Below are 19,823 nucleotides of genomic sequence, written 5' to 3' on the forward strand. Positions count from 1 at the left end.
AATGATTTTGATTTATGGGTTTAAATTGAACATAGAAAAAATAAATTATCATTATAAATTAATTTATTGATAACTAAAACAAATAAGGATCAAATCAACATTTCGTCTTATTCCATAAAAAGATATTGTTGCTTATTGGTACTAGCAACTTTCATACAAATGGACTATACAACAATAAGAAAGATTAAAAATACTGTAGATTTTTTGTCTATCGTTTTATTCAATTAAAATATTTTTATGCTTATTCTTGCTATCGATACTGCTTCAATTTATTGTGCTGTTGCGCTCATTCATCATAAGTCTGTTATTGCGCGTATCGATGAGCGCATGAATAAAGGACATGCTGAAAGACTTATCGGGCAGATTACACAAATAATGACACAAGCCAATATAACGCTTGATCAAGTTGAGCGTATTGCTGTCAGCATTGGACCTGGATCATTTACTGGTGTGCGTGTCGGTGTTGCCACGGCACGCGCTTTGGCATTAGCACTTGAGATACCAGCTGTTGGAGTGAGTGCACTTGAAGCGTTAGCAGCACAAGTCACACCCCGTAAAAATACTACATCAGCAATTACTGTTGTCATTGAAGCAGGGAGAGAGATGTTCTACCATCAAGATTTCCATAATGATCTCACTCCTTTGGGAGCACCAAACTTAAAAACAATTGAAAATATCCTCGATGATTTGCCCCAAAAAACCCGCCTGACTGGCCCAGCAGCTGATATCGTTATGCAGCATATTAAAAACCATAAAATAAATGAAAAAATTGTCTTGGAAAAAATCCCTTGCGAAGCAGCGGATATTGTAAACTATGCTTATCTTGCTGCAAACAAACAACCACAAAATTCACCTCGCCCCCTCTATCTACGCAGCGCTGACGCAAAACAACAAACCAATTTTGCTTTACCACGAAAAAATAATGTTTAAATTTTCATTGACAAAAAAGCATTTTGGAATTGCTCCACTACACGTTAAGGACAGTACTGCTCTTCACCAAATTCATCAACATTGTTTTACCCCTGCTTGGGGAAAAACAACTTTTGATACCTTTTTAACAGATCACTCTATCTTCGGATACAAAGTCTTTCTTATTAATCAATCTGATCAAATTTTAGGCTTTTGCTTATGCCGTCTCATTCTTGATGAAGCAGAAATCATCACAATTGCTGTCCATCCTCATTATCGTCAACAAGGAATTGCTACCCTACTTATTGATCATACAATTCGCTATCTTCACGATAAGCGCGTTATAAAATTATTTTTGGAAGTAGAATCTACAAACCTTTCTGCTTTAACCCTTTATCAACGCTTTGAATTTCAAAAAATTTCTGAACGTCTGGCCTACTACCCGTCAAAAAATGGTCGCGGTGATGCAATTATCATGCAAAAAACTTTTAAGCAAAGAGATTGAGATTTATGTAAAAAACATTTAAACAGGCACTATGAATAAAGTAAATCCTGAAAATACATCTCCTGCTGCTCCTAAAAAGGTTTTTATCAAAACCTATGGGTGTCAAATGAATGTTTATGATAGCCAGCGGATGACTGATAGTCTCAGTACGCAAGGCTATGTGACAACACAAACACCTGATGATGCCGATCTTATTCTTGTTAATACCTGTCATATTCGTGAAAAAGCAGCAGAAAAACTCTATTCTGATCTTGGTCGTTTGCGCGTTATGCGTCAAGAACGAACACCTGATAAACCCTTGACAGTTGGTGTAACAGGTTGTGTTGCACAAGCTGAGGGAAGTGAAATCTTGCGTCGCGCTCCAACAGTGGATCTCGTTATTGGTCCGCAAATGTATCATCGCTTGCCAGAATTGTTAGAAAAAGCCAAACAAGGTAAAAAAATTATTGAAACAGATTATGCTGTTGAAGATAAATTTGCTCATTTGCCACCTCATAATAAACGTGCAGTAAGAAAACGCGGTGTTAGCGCATTTTTAACAGTACAAGAAGGATGCGATAAATTTTGCACTTTTTGTGTTGTTCCTTACACACGCGGTGCTGAAATATCGCGCTCTGTTGAGCAAATTACTGAAGAAGCGCGTCAACTCATTGAAGCGGGTGTTAAAGAAATTACGCTGCTTGGACAAAATGTTAATGGTTGGCATGGACAAAGTGCAGATGGCAAAACCTGGCGTCTTGGTGATCTTCTTTATCATCTTGCAAAACTGGATGGTTTAAAGCGTTTGCGTTACACAACCAGCCACCCACGTGATATGGATGATAGCCTTATTGCCGCGCATCGAGATCTTGATATGTTAATGCCTTACCTGCATCTTCCTGTTCAATCAGGCTCAGATCGCATCTTAAAAGCGATGAACCGGCAACATAAAAGCTCTTATTATCTTCATATTATCGAAAAAATTCGGGCTGCACGGCCAGATATTGCCTTTTCAGGTGATTTTATTGTAGGGTTTCCAGGGGAAACAGATGAAGACTTTGAAGAAACCATTAAGCTCATTCAACAAGTACAATACAGTTCAGCTTATTCTTTTAAATATTCCCCCCGTCCTGGAACAGTAGGAGCCACAATGAAAAATCATGTTGATGAAGCTGTCAAAGATGCCCGACTTCAATATTTACAAGTTCTCCTCCTTGAACAGCAAAATACTTTTTTGCGTTCTAAAATTGGTCAAAAGACGGATGTTCTTATCGAAAAACCTGGACGTCACTCAGGACAAATGGTGGGACGTTCCCCTTGGCTTTTACCTGTTGTTGTGGATACAGATGCTTCTACAGGCTGTGTGGTAACAACGCATATTAAAAATGTAAGCTCAAATAGTTTTGTCGGTGAAGTGACAAATAGATAAATAGGCCTCTAACACCTTGTTCACAATAAATATTTTGAAAAACTCTTTTATTTTCAAAGAAAATGATTACATCTAAAGCATGAATTTTTATGAAAGAGAATTTGTCTTTTATAGAGTTTACTCAAAAAAATGTTTAATATTTATGTCGATATGGAGAATAGGCTGAAAGCTTCAACTGAAAAAATAAATGCTGACATTGAAAAAATTGATCCCTTGGAACGAGAAAGCGCTTCAGATACGAGTCAAGTTGTTTTGATTTTCGAAAATAATCAATACGCAAAAGTGGTTTTTGGTAAATTTGACGAAAATCTTGCTTATATCGAAAAAAAACTCAAACTTAGTATTCATCCACGTGGTAATGAAATCTTAATCCATGGAAATGTTTCTGTTATAAGGCGTGCGCAATATGTATTGCAGCAGCTTTATGAACGTGCCAAAACAGATCGAGAGCTCACTTTATCAGATATAAAAGGAGTGATTGCTATGGCGAATATCCCACAGAAGCAGAAAGAAGACACAATAACACATAAATCTGCAACGAAACGTATACCAGCACGGTTGAGTACCCATAAAAAAATAATTCATGCAAGGACCCCAACACAAGATGCTTACATACGCGCTATGGAGCATACTGAACTTGTGTTTGGTATAGGACCAGCAGGAACAGGAAAAACGTATCTTGCTGTTGCTCATGCTGCAATGCTTCTAGAACGTGGTATCATTGAGCGAATTATTCTCTCACGTCCTGCTGTTGAAGCTGGAGAACATCTGGGATTTCTTCCCGGTGATCTTAAAGAAAAAGTCGACCCCTATTTACGACCACTTTATGATGCTCTTTATGATATGATGCCCGCTGAAAAAATAGAACGCATTTTAGCTTCTGGTGTCATAGAAATTGCTCCTCTTGCTTTTATGCGCGGACGAACGCTTGCTCATGCTGCTGTTATTCTCGATGAGGCACAAAATACTACGCTCATGCAAATGAAAATGTTCCTCACACGTCTTGGAGAAGGAACACGTATGATTGTTACCGGTGATGTAAGCCAAATTGATTTGCCTATAGGGCAAAAATCAGGTCTCATTGAAGCAATCCGCATTCTTTCAAATGTAGAAAATATTGCCATTGTGCGCTTTGATGAAAAAGATGTTGTACGCCACCCGCTTGTTGCTGCTATCGTTCATGCCTATGATCGTGATTCTGAAATACAAAATAAAAAAAAATCACGCGCATGCGATACATTAAAAAATGAATTTGATTCATCATGATTATTATTGATATAATGGTTAAAAGTGCAGGGTGGAATGATGAGGAAATGCTTTATAATATCACCGAAAAAGCATTAACGGTAACGATGCATCATGTTTCGTTGGAAAATGTTGTAAGCGAGATTAGTCTGCTTTTTACGGATGATGAACATATGGCACAAATCAATGCACAATGGCGGGGTAAAAATAAATCCACCAATGTATTATCTTTTCCAGCGTTCCCAATTAAAGCTGGAAACCCTCCTGGTCCCATGCTGGGTGATATTATTATTGCGCGAGAAACTGTTGTGCTCGAAGCAGAAAAACAAGGAAAAACATTTCAAGACCATTTAGCGCATATGATTGTTCATGGTATCTTGCATCTGCTTGGCTATGACCATGAAACTGATGATGAAGCATATCAAATGGAAAAGCTCGAAAGAGAAATTCTTCAAAAGCTTTCCATAAAAGATCCTTATGCTGAATTGTCTATAAATGGATAGAATTTAACTTTTAACATCAATATGACGAGCATACCAATTAAAGCATCTCATTCACCTATCATAAAAAGAAAGTTTAGAAGATTTTAAAACCATGACCAACAAAATAAATGAACAAAATAATAGTCAAACATCTTCTAATAATGAAAAAGATCCCTCTCAACAGACGAATCATACAGAAAAATATTCCCTGATGAATCATTTGTTTTCATTCTTACGGGGCCGTAATTGTGCGCCTACGTCACTGCGCGATGATCTTACCGTTGCACTTGCAACTAACAATGAAAAAGATACCGCCCTCTTCTCACCTGAAGAACGTACTATGCTGCATAATATTTTACGCTTACGTGAAGCACGCGTGGATGATGTTATGATACCGCGTTCTGAAATTGAAGCATTGGAAATAAACACTTCACTTGGAGAAACCCTTAAATGTTTCGCAAAAATTGGTCATTCTCGCATCCCTGTTTATGCTGAAACTTTAGATGATCCACGCGGCATGATCCATATCCGCGATATTCTTAACTATATGACTCGCTTTATTATCAACCCTACAAAACACGAACAAAAATCCGATTTGCTTCCATTAAACCATACAGATTTACATACCCCAATCGGTGAATTAGATTTGATCCGAACCGTTCTCTTTGTTCCAAGTTCTATGCTTGCAAGCAAATTATTAACACGGATGCAAACCACACGAACACAAATGGCTCTAGTTATTGATGAACATGGGGGAACAGATGGTCTCGTTTCAATGGAGGATATTGTTGAATTGGTCGTTGGTGATATCGAAGATGAACATGATCATGTCGACAATGCGATCGTACGCGAACACAACAATAAGTGGCTTGTTGATGCAAGAACCGAACTAGAAGATGTGGAAAAAGCTCTTGGACCTGATTTTATCGTAGGGGAATATGGTGATGAGGTTGATACTATTGGTGGTTTAATAGTTTCCATTCTTGATCGTATTCCTGAAAAAGGTGAAGTTGTCGAAGCTGTTCCTGGCTATAAATTCCGTATTTTAGAAGCTGATAAACGCCGAATTAAGCGATTGCACATTTTTCGCATTCCAGAAAATGAAAATTTTGAAAACAATGCCATCTCTAAAGAATAGTCGAGCGTTTTTAAATAATTTTATCGTTTTTTTGTTCTCTATTACCGGCTGGAAGCGACAAGCATGGATATTTCTATGTGGTGCTCTTACTTCCCTTGCACTGCCACCCTTTTATTTAACACCTCTTTGCTTTCTAACTTTTCCCATTTTTATCGTTTTACTTGACTCAATACAATCCTCTCCAAACAATAAAAAACATTTTTTTACCTACGCTTTAAGCTGTGGAACTTTTGGTTTTAGTTATTTTATTTGCGGACTTTGGTGGCTCTGTAACGCTTTATTGACAGATCCAGCTTCTTTTGGTTGGGCAGTCCCACTAGCCATTTTATTTCCTCCTCTCTACCTTTCTCTGTATTGGTTTTTTTCTGGTTTTATTATCGGTTTATTATGGACAAAAGGAATAGCACGCTTTTTTGTTTTAGCCTTTGCCTTAGGATGGGCCGAGTGGTTGCGTGCGTTCTTATTCACAGGATTTCCATGGAATGCTCTTGGCTATACAGCCATGCCAACCCCAATTTTCATGCAATCTGATGCAATCGTGGGACTTTACGGAATGAATATTCTTGCTGTCTTAACCTACAGTTTGCCAACAGTTTTACTCACGGATGAAAAAAAGAAAGCAGCACTTTCCCTTTGCTTAGCACTTATATTCATTCACAGTGGTTTTGGATTTTATCGTCTCCATAAAATAGAGAATACAGCTGAAGATCAAAAGAGAAATTATTGGGTGCGCATTATTCAACCTTCTATCCAACAAAATATAAAATTGCGCGATAATACACGAGAAGCTATATTGGAAGCGCATATGCATCTGAGCGCAACACCAATAACTGGTAAAAATCCAGAACCCGATTTTATCGTATGGCCCGAAGCATCCGTTCCTTACCTTCTCTATGATAACTCATCTATCACAATGCACATTGCCTCTCTTTTAAAACCTAAACAATGGGCTATTATCGGTGCGATACGCGCCAGTGATGATCTCCCTCATTCCCAAACACAATATTTTAATACAATTGCAGTCATTAACGCTCAAGGAAATATTTTACACACTTCCGATAAACTTCATTTGGTTCCTTTTGGTGAATATCTTCCCTATCAGAATTTATTGAAAAAAATTGGATTGCGTATTCTCGCTGATAATATTGGTGGATATAGTGCTGCACATGTGCGCAAAACTGTCACAATGCCAAACGGATTTTCTTATCTACCGTTGATTTGTTATGAAGCAATATTTCCCCATGAAATGACTTTTAAAGGTTCCCCGCCTCAAGCAATCATTAATATTACAAATGATGCATGGTTTGGTGTAACACCAGGCCCCTATCAACATCTTCAACAAGCACAGCTTCGTGCCATCGAACTGGGAATCCCCCTCATACGAGCAGCCAATAATGGAGTATCAGCTGTTATTGATTCTTATGGACGAATCGTTGTAGCTCTTCAACAAAATGCTGTGGGCATTATTGATTCAAAAATTCCATCATCTATTACCCCTATAGGAAGCAATGAATACAGAACTTTCGCTACTTTTATCTTATTCATCCTTATGCTATTGTGTCGTATTGGTTTTGGTTTTACAAAACAGCCTAAATGATTCAAGTGCTCATTGTACGGTATTATGTTGCGTTTACCAGTAATATTGGGAAAAAATATTACATATTATTTTAATTGTATGATAAACCAGCTTCGCATAAATCTGATGTTGGTTTAAAAGAAAAGTGCTGGAAATTAAAGAGTTACATTATGACCGAAACTAGAAAAAAACCTGACCCTATAGATATCTATGTTGGAACTCGTATCCGTTTACGTCGTAATATTTTAGGACTTACTCAAGAAAAGCTAGGTGAAAAATTAGGAATTACTTTTCAGCAGATCCAAAAATATGAAAAAGGAACAAACCGTATTGGGGCCAGTCGCCTTCAAGCGATAGCAGAAATTATGGATGTTCCTGTTTCTTACTTTTTTGATAAAGGTCTTACCTCTCAACAAGTAGAAGGTTTTGCTGAAAGTGATCACAATTTTATGGATTTTTGTTCTAGCAGCGAAGGTATCCAGCTCATGCGGGCTTTTACGAATATATCTGATGCTAAAGTGCGTCGAAAAATCATTGACCTGGCAAAAGCACTGTCTGAGGAAGATTTGACAGATAAGCTATAAAATTAAACTTACATTTTTTCTCTCTTGTTTATATCAATTTGCATTGACGATTTGCTATGATATTCGCAAATCGTAGAAGCTTTAGTAGGCAATTAATTGAATTATTGGTTTTCTTTTTTGAAGGAGTTCCTATGCCGCATCAAGATTATCTTTTTACGAGCGAATCGGTATCGGAAGGGCATCCTGATAAAATTTGTGATCGTATTTCCGATGAAATCGTTGATATGATCTATAAAGAAGCACAAAAAACTGGTACTGATCCCTGGTTAATCCGTGTTGCTTGTGAAACTCTCGTCAGTGTCAACCGTGTTGTTATCGCTGGTGAAGTTCGTGTTCCCGATACGCTCTTAAAAAAAAATAAAAATAAAGAATTTATCTACGATGAAACTGGCTTTCCACTCATTAACCCTACACGTTTTCGTACAGCAGCGCGCCATGCTATTCGTGCCATTGGCTATGAACAAGCAGGTTTCCATTGGAAAACTGTTAAAATTGATGTTCTTTTGCGCCCCCAATCCGCTGACATTGCAAGAGGCGTTGATAATGCAACGGATCGGCATGGTGAAGAAGGAGCAGGTGATCAAGGTATCATGTTTGGATATGCTTGTCGTGAAACACCTGACCTTATGCCTGCACCAATTTATTATGCGCATAAAATTCTTAAACTTCTTGCTGCAGCCCGTCATAAAGGAGAGGGAGAAACTGGAAAATTAGGACCAGATGCCAAAAGCCAAATAACGATACGGTATAAAAATGGAAAGCCGGTAGAGGTCACATCCATCGTTCTTTCAACGCAGCATCTTGACGAGAGCTGGGATTCCAACAAAGTACGTACAGTTGTTGAGCCTTATATTCGTCAAGCTTTACATGATATTCCCATTGCAGCTCAGTGTCGTTGGTATATTAACCCAACAGGAAAATTTGTCATTGGCGGTCCTCAAAGCGATGCTGGTCTGACGGGGCGCAAAATTATTGTTGATACTTATGGAGGTGCAGCCCCCCATGGAGGCGGAGCCTTTTCGGGAAAAGATACAACAAAAGTTGATCGTTCTGCAGCCTATGCAGCACGCTATCTGGCAAAGAATATTGTTGCTGCTCATTTAGCAGAGCGGTGCACCATTCAGCTCTCCTATGCAATTGGTATCGCACAACCTTTATCGATTTATCTTAATCTTCATGGAACAGGAAAAGTCGATGAAAAGGTTATTGAAGCAGCCATTCGCAAAATAATGGACCTTTCCCCTACTGGAATTCGCAAACATCTTGACCTTAATAAACCGATCTACACAAAAACAGCGGCTTACGGTCATTTTGGGAGAAAACCAAAGCATGATGGTTCGTTTTCATGGGAAAAAACGGATCTCGTGAAAACACTTCAAACAATGATCAAAATCCCATGATTAAACATAATATACGCAAGAGTGAAGCCTTTTTTGGACGACGACAAGGAAAGCAGCTGCGAAACAATCAGCTTGCGCGTATAAAAATGCTTCTCCCTCATTTTAATATTGATTTGAATGTCTCTCCTCCCTCAAATCTTACATCCTTATTTTCAAACAAAGTAAAAGAAATTCGACTTGAAATCGGCTTTGGTAGCGGTGAACATTTACTCCATGAAATGGAACATTTTCCGCAAACTGGTTTTATCGGCATCGAGCCTTTTATCAATGGCATGGCAAAAATATTGTTTTCCCTTGAACAGCAGACACACTATCAAAATCATCTTCGCCTCTATAATGATGATGCTACACGCCTGCTTGATTGGCTCCCTGGTAACTCACTTGATGGAATAGATCTTTTCTATCCTGATCCTTGGCCTAAAAAGAAACACTGGAAACGACGTTTCATCAACGTCAAAAATCTTAACCGTTTTGCTCGCGTTCTTAAAACGGGGAAATTTTTTCGCTTTGCTAGCGATATAGACAGTTATGTAAACTGGACCCTCTATCATTGTGCACACCATGATCACTTTGAGTGGCAAGCAGAAAGCCCCAAAGATTGGAAGACCCCTTATCCACTATGGAGAGGAACCCGCTATGAAGCAAAAGCTTTACGCGAAGGACGAACGCCTACCTATCTTACCTTTATCAAGAAATAAATGACCAAGTGCTTTTCTCATAAACATCTTGAAAAATTTTGAATTTAAGAGTATCAATAGCTCAATTCTTGGTCTTATGATGAAGAGTGGGTCGTGGGACCTGCTCTTTTTTAATATCGTAAGACTGGTGAAAATAACTTGGATAAAATGTATGAACGAAGCTGAAAAAATAAGCAATCTTGACGAACCACGTCTGTTTGAAGAAGATGGTATCGAGGCGCGAGTTGCTGCTCTTGTCATACCACTGCTTAAGCCTTTAGGTTTCCGTTTGGTTCGTGTAAAGCTTCTTGGACAAAATGGTCTAACACTTCAAATTATGGTTGAACGAGCCGATGGTTCTCTAACCGTGGAAGATTGTGAAACTGTTAGTCGGACTGTTTCCCCTCTCCTTGATGTGGAAAATGTTATCGAACGCAAATATCATTTAGAAATCTCATCGCCTGGAATTGACCGTCCATTGGTCAGAAAATCTGATTTTTTTCATTGGCAAGGGCATCTTGCAAAAATTGAAACCAAAATAACCATTGATGGGCGCCAAAAATTTCGTGGCATACTTACCAATATCACGCAAGATGGATTTATTTTAAACACGGATAAAGCTGCTTACGGAGAAGCTATGTATACCTCTATTTCTTTTTGTGATATCACAAGCGCGCATTTAGTGCTTACTGATGAGCTTATTCGCGATGCGTTGAAAAAGAATAAAAATTTAAGTCAACAATTCATTCCTGAAGATAATCCTACCAACTCAACACAGACGCTCAATTTCAAGAAATAATATCACTGGGAAATACCCATCGTGTGGCACAAAGAAGGAGAAAATTGATGGCTACAAGCGCTAACAGGCTTGAAATTCTGCAAATTGCAGATGCTGTTGCACGTGAAAAGTCAATCGATCGTGAAATTGTTATTTCTGCGATGGCTGACGCTATTCAGAAAGCAGCACGTTCTCGTTATGGTCAAGAAACCAATATTCGTGCTGAAATCAATTCCAAAACAGGTGAAATTAAATTACAACGCCTGCTTAAAATTGTTGATGTTGTTGAAGACTATACAACGGAAATTACTTTGTCCGATGCACTCAAACGCCAAGCAGATGCAAAAATTGGTGATTTTTTTGCTGATCTTTTACCTCCTATGGATTTCGGACGCATCGCAGCACAATCTGCTAAACAGGTGATTGTACAAAAAGTACGCGATGCAGAACGTGATCAGCAATATGAAGAATTCAAAAACAAAGTTGGTGAAATTATTTCTGGTACAGTCAAGCGTGTGGAATATGGCAACGTTATCGTTGATTTAGGACGCGGTGAAGCTATTGTGCGTCGTGATGAATTAATTCCTCGTGAATCCTTCCGCTATGGGGACCGTATTCGTGCTTTTGTCAATGATGTACACCGTGAAACACGCGGACCTCAAATTTTCCTTTCACGCACACATCCTCAATTTATGGTAAAACTGTTTACTATGGAGGTTCCAGAAATTTATGATGGTATTATAGAAATCAAATCAGTTGCCCGTGATCCAGGTTCACGAGCCAAAATCGCCGTTGTTTCACGTGATGGTTCTATTGACCCTGTTGGAGCCTGTGTGGGAATGCGAGGAAGCCGTGTACAAGCTGTTGTTGCAGAGTTACAAGGTGAAAAAATTGATATTATTCCTTGGTCGCCTGATGCTGCAACATTTGTCGTTAATGCACTGCAACCTGCTGAAGTTTCTAAAATTATCCTTGATGAAGATGCTGAACGCATTGAAGTCATTGTGCCAGATGACCAACTCAGCCTTGCTATTGGACGACGTGGACAAAATGTTCGCTTAGCTTCACAGCTAACAGGATGGAACATTGATATTTTAACGGAAAAGGAAGAATCTGAAAATCGTCAAAAAGAATTTACTGAACGCAGTAAATTGTTTATGGAAGCCTTAGAGGTTGACGAAATGATCGGACAGGTTATGGCATCAGAGGGTTTTTCTTCTATTGAAGAAATTGCCTATATTGATCTTGAGGAAATTGCTTCTATTGATGGTTTTGACCATGATACCGCTGCAGAAATCCAAAGTCGGGCCCGCGAATATCTCGAACATCAGGAAAAAGAACTTGATGAAAAACGCAAAAAACTTGGGGTTTCTGACGAATTGAGAACACTTCCTGGAATGACAAGTGCTATGCTGGTTGCTGTGGGTGAGGATGGTGTAAAAACAATAGAAGATTTTGCTGGCTATGCCGTTGATGATTTAGCTGGTTGGAGAGAACGCAAAGAAGGTCAAACAAAGAATTTTTCTGGTATTTTAACCCCTTTTGACATTACACGCGCGGATGCAGAAGCTATGGTTTTAGCCGCACGTGTACAAGCAGGCTGGATAGACCAAGCTGATCTTATTACAGAAAATCCTGTAGAAGATGAAAATTCTGCAGAAAATAAAAAAACAGATGATTTGGATGTGGATACACTTTAAATGAATGAACGGACTTGCATTGTGACCCGACAAAATGCTTCAGCACAAACGCTGATCCGCTTTGTTATGGGTCCCAATAACCAAATTGTTCCTGATCTTAAAGCAAATTTACCAGGGCGTGGCGTTTGGATTTCTGCCCATCACACTGTTATTGATAAAGCAATCAAACAGAAAGCTTTTCATAAAAATTTTAAAACAGATGTTGAGGTTGCACCAAATCTTGTGCATATTGTTGATACGCTTTTACTCAAAGCTGCTCTGTCAAGCCTTTCCATGGCAAGAAAAGCGGGCGCTGTTGTCATGGGAGCAACCAAGGTTGGCGCTGCTATCCGTGCTGGTCAAGTTATTCTCGTACTTCATGCTAAAGAATCAACAGAAGATGGAAAACGAAAAATTGCACAGGCCATCCATACAATACAACAACAAACAAATCGGACGATAAAAACCATATCTTTATTTACAAGTGATGAAATGCGTGTGGCTTTTGGCTCTAATCCTGTCATGCACGCAGCCTTATTGGACACAAAAGCTGCTGAAGGATTTCTTAAAACAACATATAAATTGATCAGCTATCGTGATGACAAGCATAATAAGCACGGTGAGATGACGGCACAAGCCGTGAAGGAAGTACAATGAGTGAAAATAACAACGACAAAACAACAGGCAAGAAGACACTAACTCTCAAGCGGTCTGTCTTGGAAACGAGTACGGTCAAACAAAATTTTAGCCATGGTCGCACAAAAGCTGTCGTTGTCGAAACCAAACGACGTAAAATTACGCGACCTGATGAAAAAGCTGAGACCTTGCAGCCTATTACAAAACCGCATGTTGCACCCCAGCGCTCTAAACCGCGTTTTGAGGGAAAAAAACCTCAGGAATCTGTGTCCAAAAGCAATCTTTCATCGACTGAAATGGAAGCAAGACTTCGCGCATTAGAAGAAGCACATATCCAAGAAAGAATAACGAGAGAACAAGCTGAAAAAGAAGCAAGGCGTGCTAAAGAGCGTGAAGAAATTTTAAAACAAGAAATCAAAGAAAAAGAAATACTTCAAAAACAAGAAGAAGAATCGTCGTCGGTACAGATTCCACCTGTTTTTTCTGAACCTCCCCTTATCGAAAAGACAGATATTCCTCTTACGCCTAAAAACACAACTTTGATTGAAAAACGCAAAATAGATGAAAATAAAGAGGAAGAACGGCATAGCCGACGTGCTAATCCTGCTAAATCAGAAATACGTGCACCAAAAATTGTCAAAGGAGCTGATGAACGGCGCCGTGGAAAACTGACTCTTAATAGCGCATTGGACGAAGAAGGGAGTGCACGGGGGCGATCAATGGCTGCAATGCGACGCAGACAGGAAAAGTTTAAGCGTGCACAAAACCAAGAACCAAGAGAAAAAATTTCTCGCGAAGTGGTTCTTCCTGAAACGATTACCATTCAAGAGCTCGCACAACGTATGACTGAGCGTTCTGTTGATGTCATTAAATTTTTAATGAAACAAGGACAAATGATGAAACCTGGCGATGTTATTGATGCAGATGTTGCTGAACTCATCGCTGTTGAATTTGGTCATACTGTTAAACGTGTTTTAGAATCTGACGTAGAGGAAGGTATCTTTAATATAACGGATAATCCTCAAAATATGCAGCCGCGTCCCCCTGTTGTAACCATTATGGGCCATGTTGACCACGGAAAAACTTCCCTTCTGGATGCAATTCGCAAAGCCAATGTTGTTTCTGGTGAAGCAGGTGGCATTACGCAACATATTGGGGCCTATCAAGTAGAACAAAACGGTCAAAAAATTACCTTTATTGATACACCAGGGCATGCTGCATTTACTGCTATGCGTGCCCGTGGAGCTCGTGTTACCGATATTGCCGTTCTTGTTGTCGCCGCTGATGATAGTGTCATGCCGCAGACGATTGAATCAATTAATCATGCTAAAGCTGCTGGTGTCCCTATTATTGTTGCTATCAACAAAATTGATAAACCAGCTGCAAATGCACAAAAAGTGCGTACAGAACTTTTACAACATGAAGTGTTTGTTGAAACGATGGGCGGTGAAACTTTGGACGTTGAAGTTTCCGCTAAAACTGGTCAAAATCTTGATAAACTTCTCGAAGCCATCCTCCTTCAGGCTGAAATGCTTGATCTAAAAGCAGATCCTCAACGAACTGCAGAGGGCGTTGTTATTGAAGCTAAACTCGATCGTGGACGCGGATCTGTTGCAACCGTTCTTGTTCAAAAAGGGACATTACATCCTTCTGATATTATTGTTGCCGGAAATGAATGGGGGCGGGTGCGTGCTTTGATTGACGACCATGGTCGCCATGTTAAAGAAGCCGTTCCCTCCACACCAATTGAAATTTTAGGCATGCAAGGAACACCACAAGCCGGAGACCGTTTTGCTGTTGTCACGCATGAAGCAAAAGCACGGGAAATTTCTGAATATCGTCAACGACTAGCACGTGACAAAGCTGTTGCTCGACAAACTGGTTCACGTGGTTCTCTTGAACAGATGATGACGAAATTGCAAACGGCTGGTGTTAAGGAGTTTTCCCTTATTATTAAAGGAGATGTGCAAGGATCCATTGAAGCAATCGCTTCAGCATTGGAAAAACTAGGAAATGATGAGGTTCGTGCGCGTGTTGTACATTCTGGTGCTGGAGGAATTACCGAAAGTGATATTTCTCTTGCGGAAGCTTCTAACTCAGCTGTGATTGGTTTTAATGTTCGAGCCAATAAACAGGCGCGTGATTTTGCTAAAACACAAGGGATTGAAATTCGTTATTATAACATCATTTATGATCTTGTTGATGATATCAAAGCGGCCATGTCTGGTCTCCTCTCACCAGAACAGCGTGAAACATTCCTTGGTAATGCTGAAATTTTAGAAGTCTTTAACATTACAAAAATCGGAAAAGTCGCTGGATGTCGTGTTACAGAAGGTAAAATAGAACGAGGAGCCGGTGTTCGCCTTATCCGCGATAATATCGTTATTCACGAAGGAAAACTGAAAACACTCAAACGCTTTAAGGATGAAGTCAATGAAGTGCAAAGTGGTCAAGAATGTGGAATAGCCTTTGAAAATTATGAAGATATGCGCGCAGGAGACATCATTGAGACCTTCCGTATCGAACATATTAATCGCACATTATAAAATGATCCAATAACTTTACTCTGTTTTAAAATGAGAAAAGTTATTGGAATTCTATACACAATGTCTCTTTTTTCCTTATCTGGATGGTCAAAAAAAGAGGTCTTGGAGCAAGGATAAAACTTTGATGAAAAATGCAGGGCCATCACAACGGCAACTTAGAGTAGCAGAGCAAGTCCGTCATGCGGTAGCGCATATACTACAACGTGATATTTTGCTTGATGATGTTTTGAAGGGTGTTGTTATTTCTATCTCTGAAGTGCGTATGTCTCCAGATTTAAAAATTGCTACTTGCTTTGTATCACCTCTCAGTAAGCTTAAAAATGCTTCCCATACAGATGTCGTTGATACCCTCAATAAACATAGCCGTTTTCTCCGTAGAGAAATCAGTCATGCATTGAGACAAATGAAATATATGCCAGAACTGCGTTTCCGACTTGATAATAGTTTTGATAATTTTTCAAAAATTGATGCTCTCCTTCGCTCGCCTGAGGTTGCGCGCGATCTTCATCGTGATAAAGATGAGGATTAAAGAGATGACACGGCAACGCAAAAAAAAAGGGCGTCCTGTTTCTGGCTGGGTTATACTTGATAAACCAAAAGGAATGAAATCAACAGAAGCTGTCTCACAAATCAAATGGCTCTTTCATGCGCAAAAAGCAGGACATGCGGGTACACTTGATCCTCTTGCTTCTGGTCTTCTCCCCATTGCCTTGGGCGAAGCAACCAAAACTGTTCCTTACGTGATGCAAGGCAAAAAAACTTACCGTTTTCATATTGCTTGGGGGCAAGAGCGATCAACAGATGATCTAGAGGGAAAAATAACAAAAACATCTCTCAAACGTCCAACACAAGAAGAAATACTTGCTCTTCTTCCTCAATATACAGGTGTTATTTTGCAAATACCTCCACAATTTTCAGCAATCAAAATTGCTGGGAATCGCGCCTATGACCTAGCGCGAGAAGGAGAAGTCGTTGAAATTGCGCCCCGTGAAGTGGAAATAGAAACTTTCGAGTTCATAGAAATGCCGTCAAAAGAGTCCTCTGTCTTTGAAATAACCTGCGGAAAAGGAACTTATGTGCGCTCACTAGCACGCGATATGGGACGTGATCTGGGTTGCTATGGGCATATCGCTGATTTAAGGCGTATTGCCGTCGCACCTTTTGATGAAGAAGATCTCATTACATGGGATGAACTAAAAGCAGCAATATCGCTCAATAAAAACACCACAGATGTAAATGAGAGTTCTTTTGAAAAAGGCTTCTCTGCACTCGATGAGCTGTTAATTGAAACGGGAGCTGCATTAGATTGTCTCCCTCATTATTCGCTTACGGAAACCCAAGCGCAGAGAGTTATGAGGGGGCATTCTATTTCTTTATGTGCTGATAAAACACTTCTTGATGAAGAGGAGGTTTGTCTCCTCTATAGGAAACAACTTCTTGCTATTGGTATTCTCGGAAAAGGTCTATTTAAACCAAAGCGGATTTTCACAATTTAAGTGTTTCTTTCTTATAACCGTCTCTTGTTGAAAGATATTATTCCCTATAAGATTAAGAAAAATATGTTGCTTTTCATTTCTCTACACTCACCTCATTCATATCAAAATGTAAAGATAGTTCTACAAGCCAACACCATCATACACTCTGCCATCCCCTAATTTTAAAACCCTCATATTATAGAAACTTCTAAGAGGCTTTTTATTCCTTTTCAATCGTTTTTACCCACACATTAGCCACCGTTTGTACATACAAGAAAATGATTTTATTGATTCAATATACATAAGATCAATAGATTTAAAATGAGAGAAGTTTAAAGATTTTTGGAACCATCACTAAAAAAATGATAAAATACCATTATAAATAAATACACCAATCATTAAAATACTCATTTTTTGTGCTTATGCTAACCAATTGATCTAAAGAATATAACAACCATATTAAAAAACTGTTCTAATCTTAAGGAAGATGATCAGAAGGAACTTTTAAAAGCATCTCATTGACTTGGGGTATTGTCTGTCGTTCAATCATGCGGTGCACTCTTATACCGTTAGGAGCGCAATTTAAATGACGCAAAAGCTTATTAACTTCAGCATCCGCTTTTGTACGACGATGATTATGGCGTAAATAATCTACCCATGTTGGCATATGATAAGCCTCTGTCCAATATTCAGGTCTTTCAAGATCTCGTAAAAGAACCCATTGGCGCGCACCATCACGTAAACGAATATGGCGTCGACGCGTCATCACTTTGAGAAACTCTTCCAGATCATTTTCATGAATTTGATAATCGATCATTATCATGATCGGACCACTTCTTGCTTTTAGGTCGAGTAAGAGTTCTGGCTCTCTAAAATGATCAAGAGGATTCAAATCTATTTGAGGAATTTCTTGAATTCTAAATTTCACCCCCGCAAGAGCTCCAACAATCAAGAATAGAGAACAAATACTCAAAGCAATTGTTGGAGAATAACCATCAGCTAAAATTCCCCAGATTGCACTACCAATAGCCATCCCCCCATAAGATGCGGTTTGATAAAGTGCTAAAGAACGTGCAACAACCCAGCGTGGTGTAGAGAGTTGTACAGATGTATTAAACAATGATAATGCCAAAACCCAACTTAGTCCTGCAGGAAATAAAGCAATATGGCTTATAATCATTGAACGGCTTATTCCCAATAAAAAGCAAGAAAAAGCAAAACCAATAAATGCACTTGCAATAATTGTTTCTGAACGAAAATGATGCCGTACAAATGCATTAATAATCCCTGCTGTCATGGCCCCTAATCCAAAACAACCAAGCAATGTCCCATAAAGAAGGGCACTTCCTCCAAGAACTTTATGCGCAACAATTGGCAAAAGAGCTAAAATTGAAATCGCCCCTATACCAAAAAGGAACGCTCGGACCATAATACTCAGGAGATTAGGCGACATCGCAACGTAACGCAAACCATCTGAAACAGCCCCTAACAGTCTTTCTCTTGGCAATGGGTTGTTTTCATCATTCGACTTCCAGAAAAATAATGCACCAATAAGAGGGATATAGCTTATAGCATTAAACAAAAAAGCAGCAGCAGCCCCCAAAGTTGCAATGATGGCTCCTCCAATAGCAGGACCAACACTCCGCATCAAATTAAAACCGACACTATTCAAACTAACAGCAGCAGGAATATTTTCCCTGCTCACAATATCTCCTATCGTTGCTTGCCAAGAAGGATTATAAAAGGCTGTGCCACATCCAATCAAAAACGTGAAACATAATAAAAGCCAAGGTGTTAAAAATCCCATATAGGCTAAAATAGATAAACTCATGGATATAACCATCATCATAATCTGTGCGCACAGCATAATTTGACGCCGATTAAAATTGTCCGCTAACGCCCCTGCCATCAAAGAAAACATAACAAGTGGTAATGTTGTCGCACTCTGAACCAACCCAACCATGGAATGCGAAGAACTAATTAACGCCATTAACCACCCTGCTCCAACAGCCTGTATCAGCCCCCCTAAATTAGAAATAAGCGTAGATGACCATAAATTTCGAAATACCGAATTACGAAAAAGTTTTAATGTTGAAATGCTCTGCATCTTTTCCCTCCAAATCGGTATTTATCACTTTTGTTACCACACACACGCTCATAATCTTTGTATCAAAAGGATGCATAAATCTTTAAAAAACTTCTCATAAAACCCTATTTAAATCAATATTTCAAAACAAAAGCCTTTATTTAAAGAAAGACTTCAAAATGCTGTAAAGGACTAGTATTTTAACCTTCTTTCCTATATAAGAGCGAGAATAGGTGAGAGTCTTTGACTCTTCTTATTTCCTCGCAGACCCTGGCTGAACGACATCTCGGCTATGGGTGACTTTATGTTTCTTCGTTTTTTGAAAGGATGATACGATGTCGATTACAGCTGAACGTAAACAAGCTCTTGTTGCAGAATACGCAAATAAAGTTGGTGATACAGGATCACCAGAAGTACAGATTGCTGTACTTTCTGAACGTATTTCTAATTTAACAAACCACTTTAAATCTCACAAAAAAGATAACCATTCTCGTCGTGGTCTCTTAAAGATGGTGTCTCAACGCCGGCGCCTTCTTGATTATCTTAAAGGAGTTGACCAAAATCGTTATCAGACACTTATCAAGAAGTTAGGTTTGCGTCGCTAAAAGAAAAGTGGGGTGGTGTAAAAAGCCACCCATTTTTTCAACATGTTGCTTTTCGTTAAAAATTTAAAAACTGACAAGTTATTATGGGATAGCA

Annotated in this window: 18 protein-coding genes; 17 read left to right on the forward strand and 1 reads right to left on the reverse strand. The window is 39.1% G+C overall.

Going from position 1 to position 19,823, the window contains the following annotated elements:
• Positions 1–237 precede the first annotated feature (237 nt).
• The 16 genes from tsaB to truB all read left to right on the forward strand — a co-directional run bounded on the left by tsaB (position 238) and on the right by truB (position 17,059).
• A complete protein-coding gene (gene tsaB / locus PVV70_RS03140) occupies positions 238–930 on the forward strand; it encodes a tRNA (adenosine(37)-N6)-threonylcarbamoyltransferase complex dimerization subunit type 1 TsaB (RefSeq protein WP_273757844.1) in 693 nt (230 codons plus the stop codon).
• On the forward strand, positions 923–1,414 hold the full coding sequence (gene rimI / locus PVV70_RS03145; RefSeq protein WP_273757845.1) for a ribosomal protein S18-alanine N-acetyltransferase: 492 nt from the start codon (positions 923–925) through the stop codon (positions 1,412–1,414). The genes tsaB and rimI overlap by 8 nt, the downstream gene beginning before the upstream one ends.
• 31 nt (positions 1,415–1,445) lie before the next feature.
• The gene (gene miaB, locus PVV70_RS03150; RefSeq protein ID WP_273757846.1) at positions 1,446–2,822 is read left to right on the forward strand and encodes a tRNA (N6-isopentenyl adenosine(37)-C2)-methylthiotransferase MiaB; all 1,377 of its coding nucleotides are present in this window, start codon (positions 1,446–1,448) and stop codon (positions 2,820–2,822) included.
• Positions 2,823–2,951: 129 nt separating this feature from the next.
• Positions 2,952–4,088, forward strand: a complete 1,137-nt coding sequence (locus PVV70_RS03155) for a PhoH family protein (protein ID WP_273757847.1) — start codon at positions 2,952–2,954, stop codon at positions 4,086–4,088.
• Positions 4,085–4,570 carry an rRNA maturation RNase YbeY gene (gene ybeY / locus PVV70_RS03160; RefSeq protein ID WP_273757848.1) on the forward strand — a complete coding sequence of 162 codons (486 nt, stop codon included), beginning with the start codon at positions 4,085–4,087 and terminating at the stop codon, positions 4,568–4,570. The genes PVV70_RS03155 and ybeY overlap by 4 nt, the downstream gene beginning before the upstream one ends.
• 91 nt (positions 4,571–4,661) lie before the next feature.
• Positions 4,662–5,687, forward strand: coding sequence for a hemolysin family protein (locus tag PVV70_RS03165; protein ID WP_273757849.1), 1,026 nt, complete (start codon positions 4,662–4,664; stop codon positions 5,685–5,687).
• Entirely contained in the window at positions 5,650–7,284 is a 1,635-nt protein-coding gene (lnt, locus tag PVV70_RS03170) for an apolipoprotein N-acyltransferase (protein WP_404977258.1), read from the forward strand. Before PVV70_RS03165 ends, lnt begins: the two co-directional genes overlap by 38 nt.
• Positions 7,285–7,433: 149 nt before the next feature.
• Positions 7,434–7,847, forward strand: coding sequence for a helix-turn-helix domain-containing protein (locus PVV70_RS03175; protein WP_005774131.1), 414 nt, complete (start codon positions 7,434–7,436; stop codon positions 7,845–7,847).
• Between the two features lie 131 nt (positions 7,848–7,978).
• On the forward strand, positions 7,979–9,247 hold the full coding sequence (gene metK, locus PVV70_RS03180; RefSeq protein ID WP_273757851.1) for a methionine adenosyltransferase: 1,269 nt from the start codon (positions 7,979–7,981) through the stop codon (positions 9,245–9,247).
• Entirely contained in the window at positions 9,244–9,945 is a 702-nt protein-coding gene (locus PVV70_RS03185) for a tRNA (guanine(46)-N(7))-methyltransferase TrmB (RefSeq protein ID WP_273757910.1), read from the forward strand. The genes metK and PVV70_RS03185 overlap by 4 nt, the downstream gene beginning before the upstream one ends.
• A 151-nt stretch (positions 9,946–10,096) precedes the next feature.
• Complete coding sequence (gene rimP, locus PVV70_RS03190) at positions 10,097–10,723, forward strand: ribosome maturation factor RimP (protein ID WP_273757852.1); 627 nt, start codon at positions 10,097–10,099, stop codon at positions 10,721–10,723.
• Positions 10,724–10,770: 47 nt separating this feature from the next.
• Entirely contained in the window at positions 10,771–12,402 is a 1,632-nt protein-coding gene (gene nusA / locus PVV70_RS03195; RefSeq protein ID WP_273757853.1) for a transcription termination factor NusA, read from the forward strand.
• Positions 12,403–13,038, forward strand: a complete 636-nt coding sequence (locus PVV70_RS03200) for an RNA-binding protein (protein WP_273757855.1) — start codon at positions 12,403–12,405, stop codon at positions 13,036–13,038. It abuts the gene before it with no gap.
• Positions 13,035–15,563 (forward strand): translation initiation factor IF-2, encoded by a 2,529-nt coding sequence (gene infB, locus PVV70_RS03205; RefSeq protein WP_273757856.1) that lies wholly within the window; start codon positions 13,035–13,037, stop codon positions 15,561–15,563. The genes PVV70_RS03200 and infB overlap by 4 nt, the downstream gene beginning before the upstream one ends.
• Before the next feature lie 124 nt (positions 15,564–15,687).
• Positions 15,688–16,092, forward strand: coding sequence for a 30S ribosome-binding factor RbfA (gene rbfA / locus PVV70_RS03210; RefSeq protein WP_273757857.1), 405 nt, complete (start codon positions 15,688–15,690; stop codon positions 16,090–16,092).
• Positions 16,093–16,096: 4 nt separating this feature from the next.
• The gene (gene truB / locus PVV70_RS03215; RefSeq protein WP_273757858.1) at positions 16,097–17,059 is read left to right on the forward strand and encodes a tRNA pseudouridine(55) synthase TruB; all 963 of its coding nucleotides are present in this window, start codon (positions 16,097–16,099) and stop codon (positions 17,057–17,059) included.
• Positions 17,060–17,516: 457 nt separating this feature from the next.
• Here the strand turns inward: truB and PVV70_RS03220 are convergent, their stop codons facing one another.
• Positions 17,517–19,145 carry an MFS transporter gene (locus tag PVV70_RS03220; protein WP_273757859.1) on the reverse strand — a complete coding sequence of 543 codons (1,629 nt, stop codon included), beginning with the start codon at positions 19,143–19,145 and terminating at the stop codon, positions 17,517–17,519.
• Positions 19,146–19,459: 314 nt separating this feature from the next.
• Between PVV70_RS03220 and rpsO the strand changes: the two genes are divergently transcribed.
• On the forward strand, positions 19,460–19,729 hold the full coding sequence (gene rpsO, locus PVV70_RS03225) for a 30S ribosomal protein S15 (RefSeq protein WP_005774142.1): 270 nt from the start codon (positions 19,460–19,462) through the stop codon (positions 19,727–19,729).
• Positions 19,730–19,823 lie beyond the last annotated feature (94 nt).

Source organism: Bartonella sp. AU55XJBT (assembly GCF_028618525.1).

Coding starts and splice junctions, on each gene's coding strand:
- tsaB (WP_273757844.1), top strand. CDS start 238: ATGCTTATTCTTGCTATCGATACTGCTTCAATTTATTGTGCTGTTGCG.
- rimI (WP_273757845.1), top strand. CDS start 923: ATGTTTAAATTTTCATTGACAAAAAAGCATTTTGGAATTGCTCCACTA.
- miaB (WP_273757846.1), top strand. CDS start 1,446: ATGAATAAAGTAAATCCTGAAAATACATCTCCTGCTGCTCCTAAAAAG.
- PVV70_RS03155 (WP_273757847.1), top strand. CDS start 2,952: ATGTTTAATATTTATGTCGATATGGAGAATAGGCTGAAAGCTTCAACT.
- ybeY (WP_273757848.1), top strand. CDS start 4,085: ATGATTATTATTGATATAATGGTTAAAAGTGCAGGGTGGAATGATGAG.
- PVV70_RS03165 (WP_273757849.1), top strand. CDS start 4,662: ATGACCAACAAAATAAATGAACAAAATAATAGTCAAACATCTTCTAAT.
- lnt (WP_404977258.1), top strand. CDS start 5,650: ATGAAAATTTTGAAAACAATGCCATCTCTAAAGAATAGTCGAGCGTTT.
- PVV70_RS03175 (WP_005774131.1), top strand. CDS start 7,434: ATGACCGAAACTAGAAAAAAACCTGACCCTATAGATATCTATGTTGGA.
- metK (WP_273757851.1), top strand. CDS start 7,979: ATGCCGCATCAAGATTATCTTTTTACGAGCGAATCGGTATCGGAAGGG.
- PVV70_RS03185 (WP_273757910.1), top strand. CDS start 9,244: ATGATTAAACATAATATACGCAAGAGTGAAGCCTTTTTTGGACGACGA.
- rimP (WP_273757852.1), top strand. CDS start 10,097: ATGAACGAAGCTGAAAAAATAAGCAATCTTGACGAACCACGTCTGTTT.
- nusA (WP_273757853.1), top strand. CDS start 10,771: ATGGCTACAAGCGCTAACAGGCTTGAAATTCTGCAAATTGCAGATGCT.
- PVV70_RS03200 (WP_273757855.1), top strand. CDS start 12,403: ATGAATGAACGGACTTGCATTGTGACCCGACAAAATGCTTCAGCACAA.
- infB (WP_273757856.1), top strand. CDS start 13,035: ATGAGTGAAAATAACAACGACAAAACAACAGGCAAGAAGACACTAACT.
- rbfA (WP_273757857.1), top strand. CDS start 15,688: ATGAAAAATGCAGGGCCATCACAACGGCAACTTAGAGTAGCAGAGCAA.
- truB (WP_273757858.1), top strand. CDS start 16,097: ATGACACGGCAACGCAAAAAAAAAGGGCGTCCTGTTTCTGGCTGGGTT.
- PVV70_RS03220 (WP_273757859.1), bottom strand. CDS start 19,145: ATGCAGAGCATTTCAACATTAAAACTTTTTCGTAATTCGGTATTTCGA.
- rpsO (WP_005774142.1), top strand. CDS start 19,460: ATGTCGATTACAGCTGAACGTAAACAAGCTCTTGTTGCAGAATACGCA.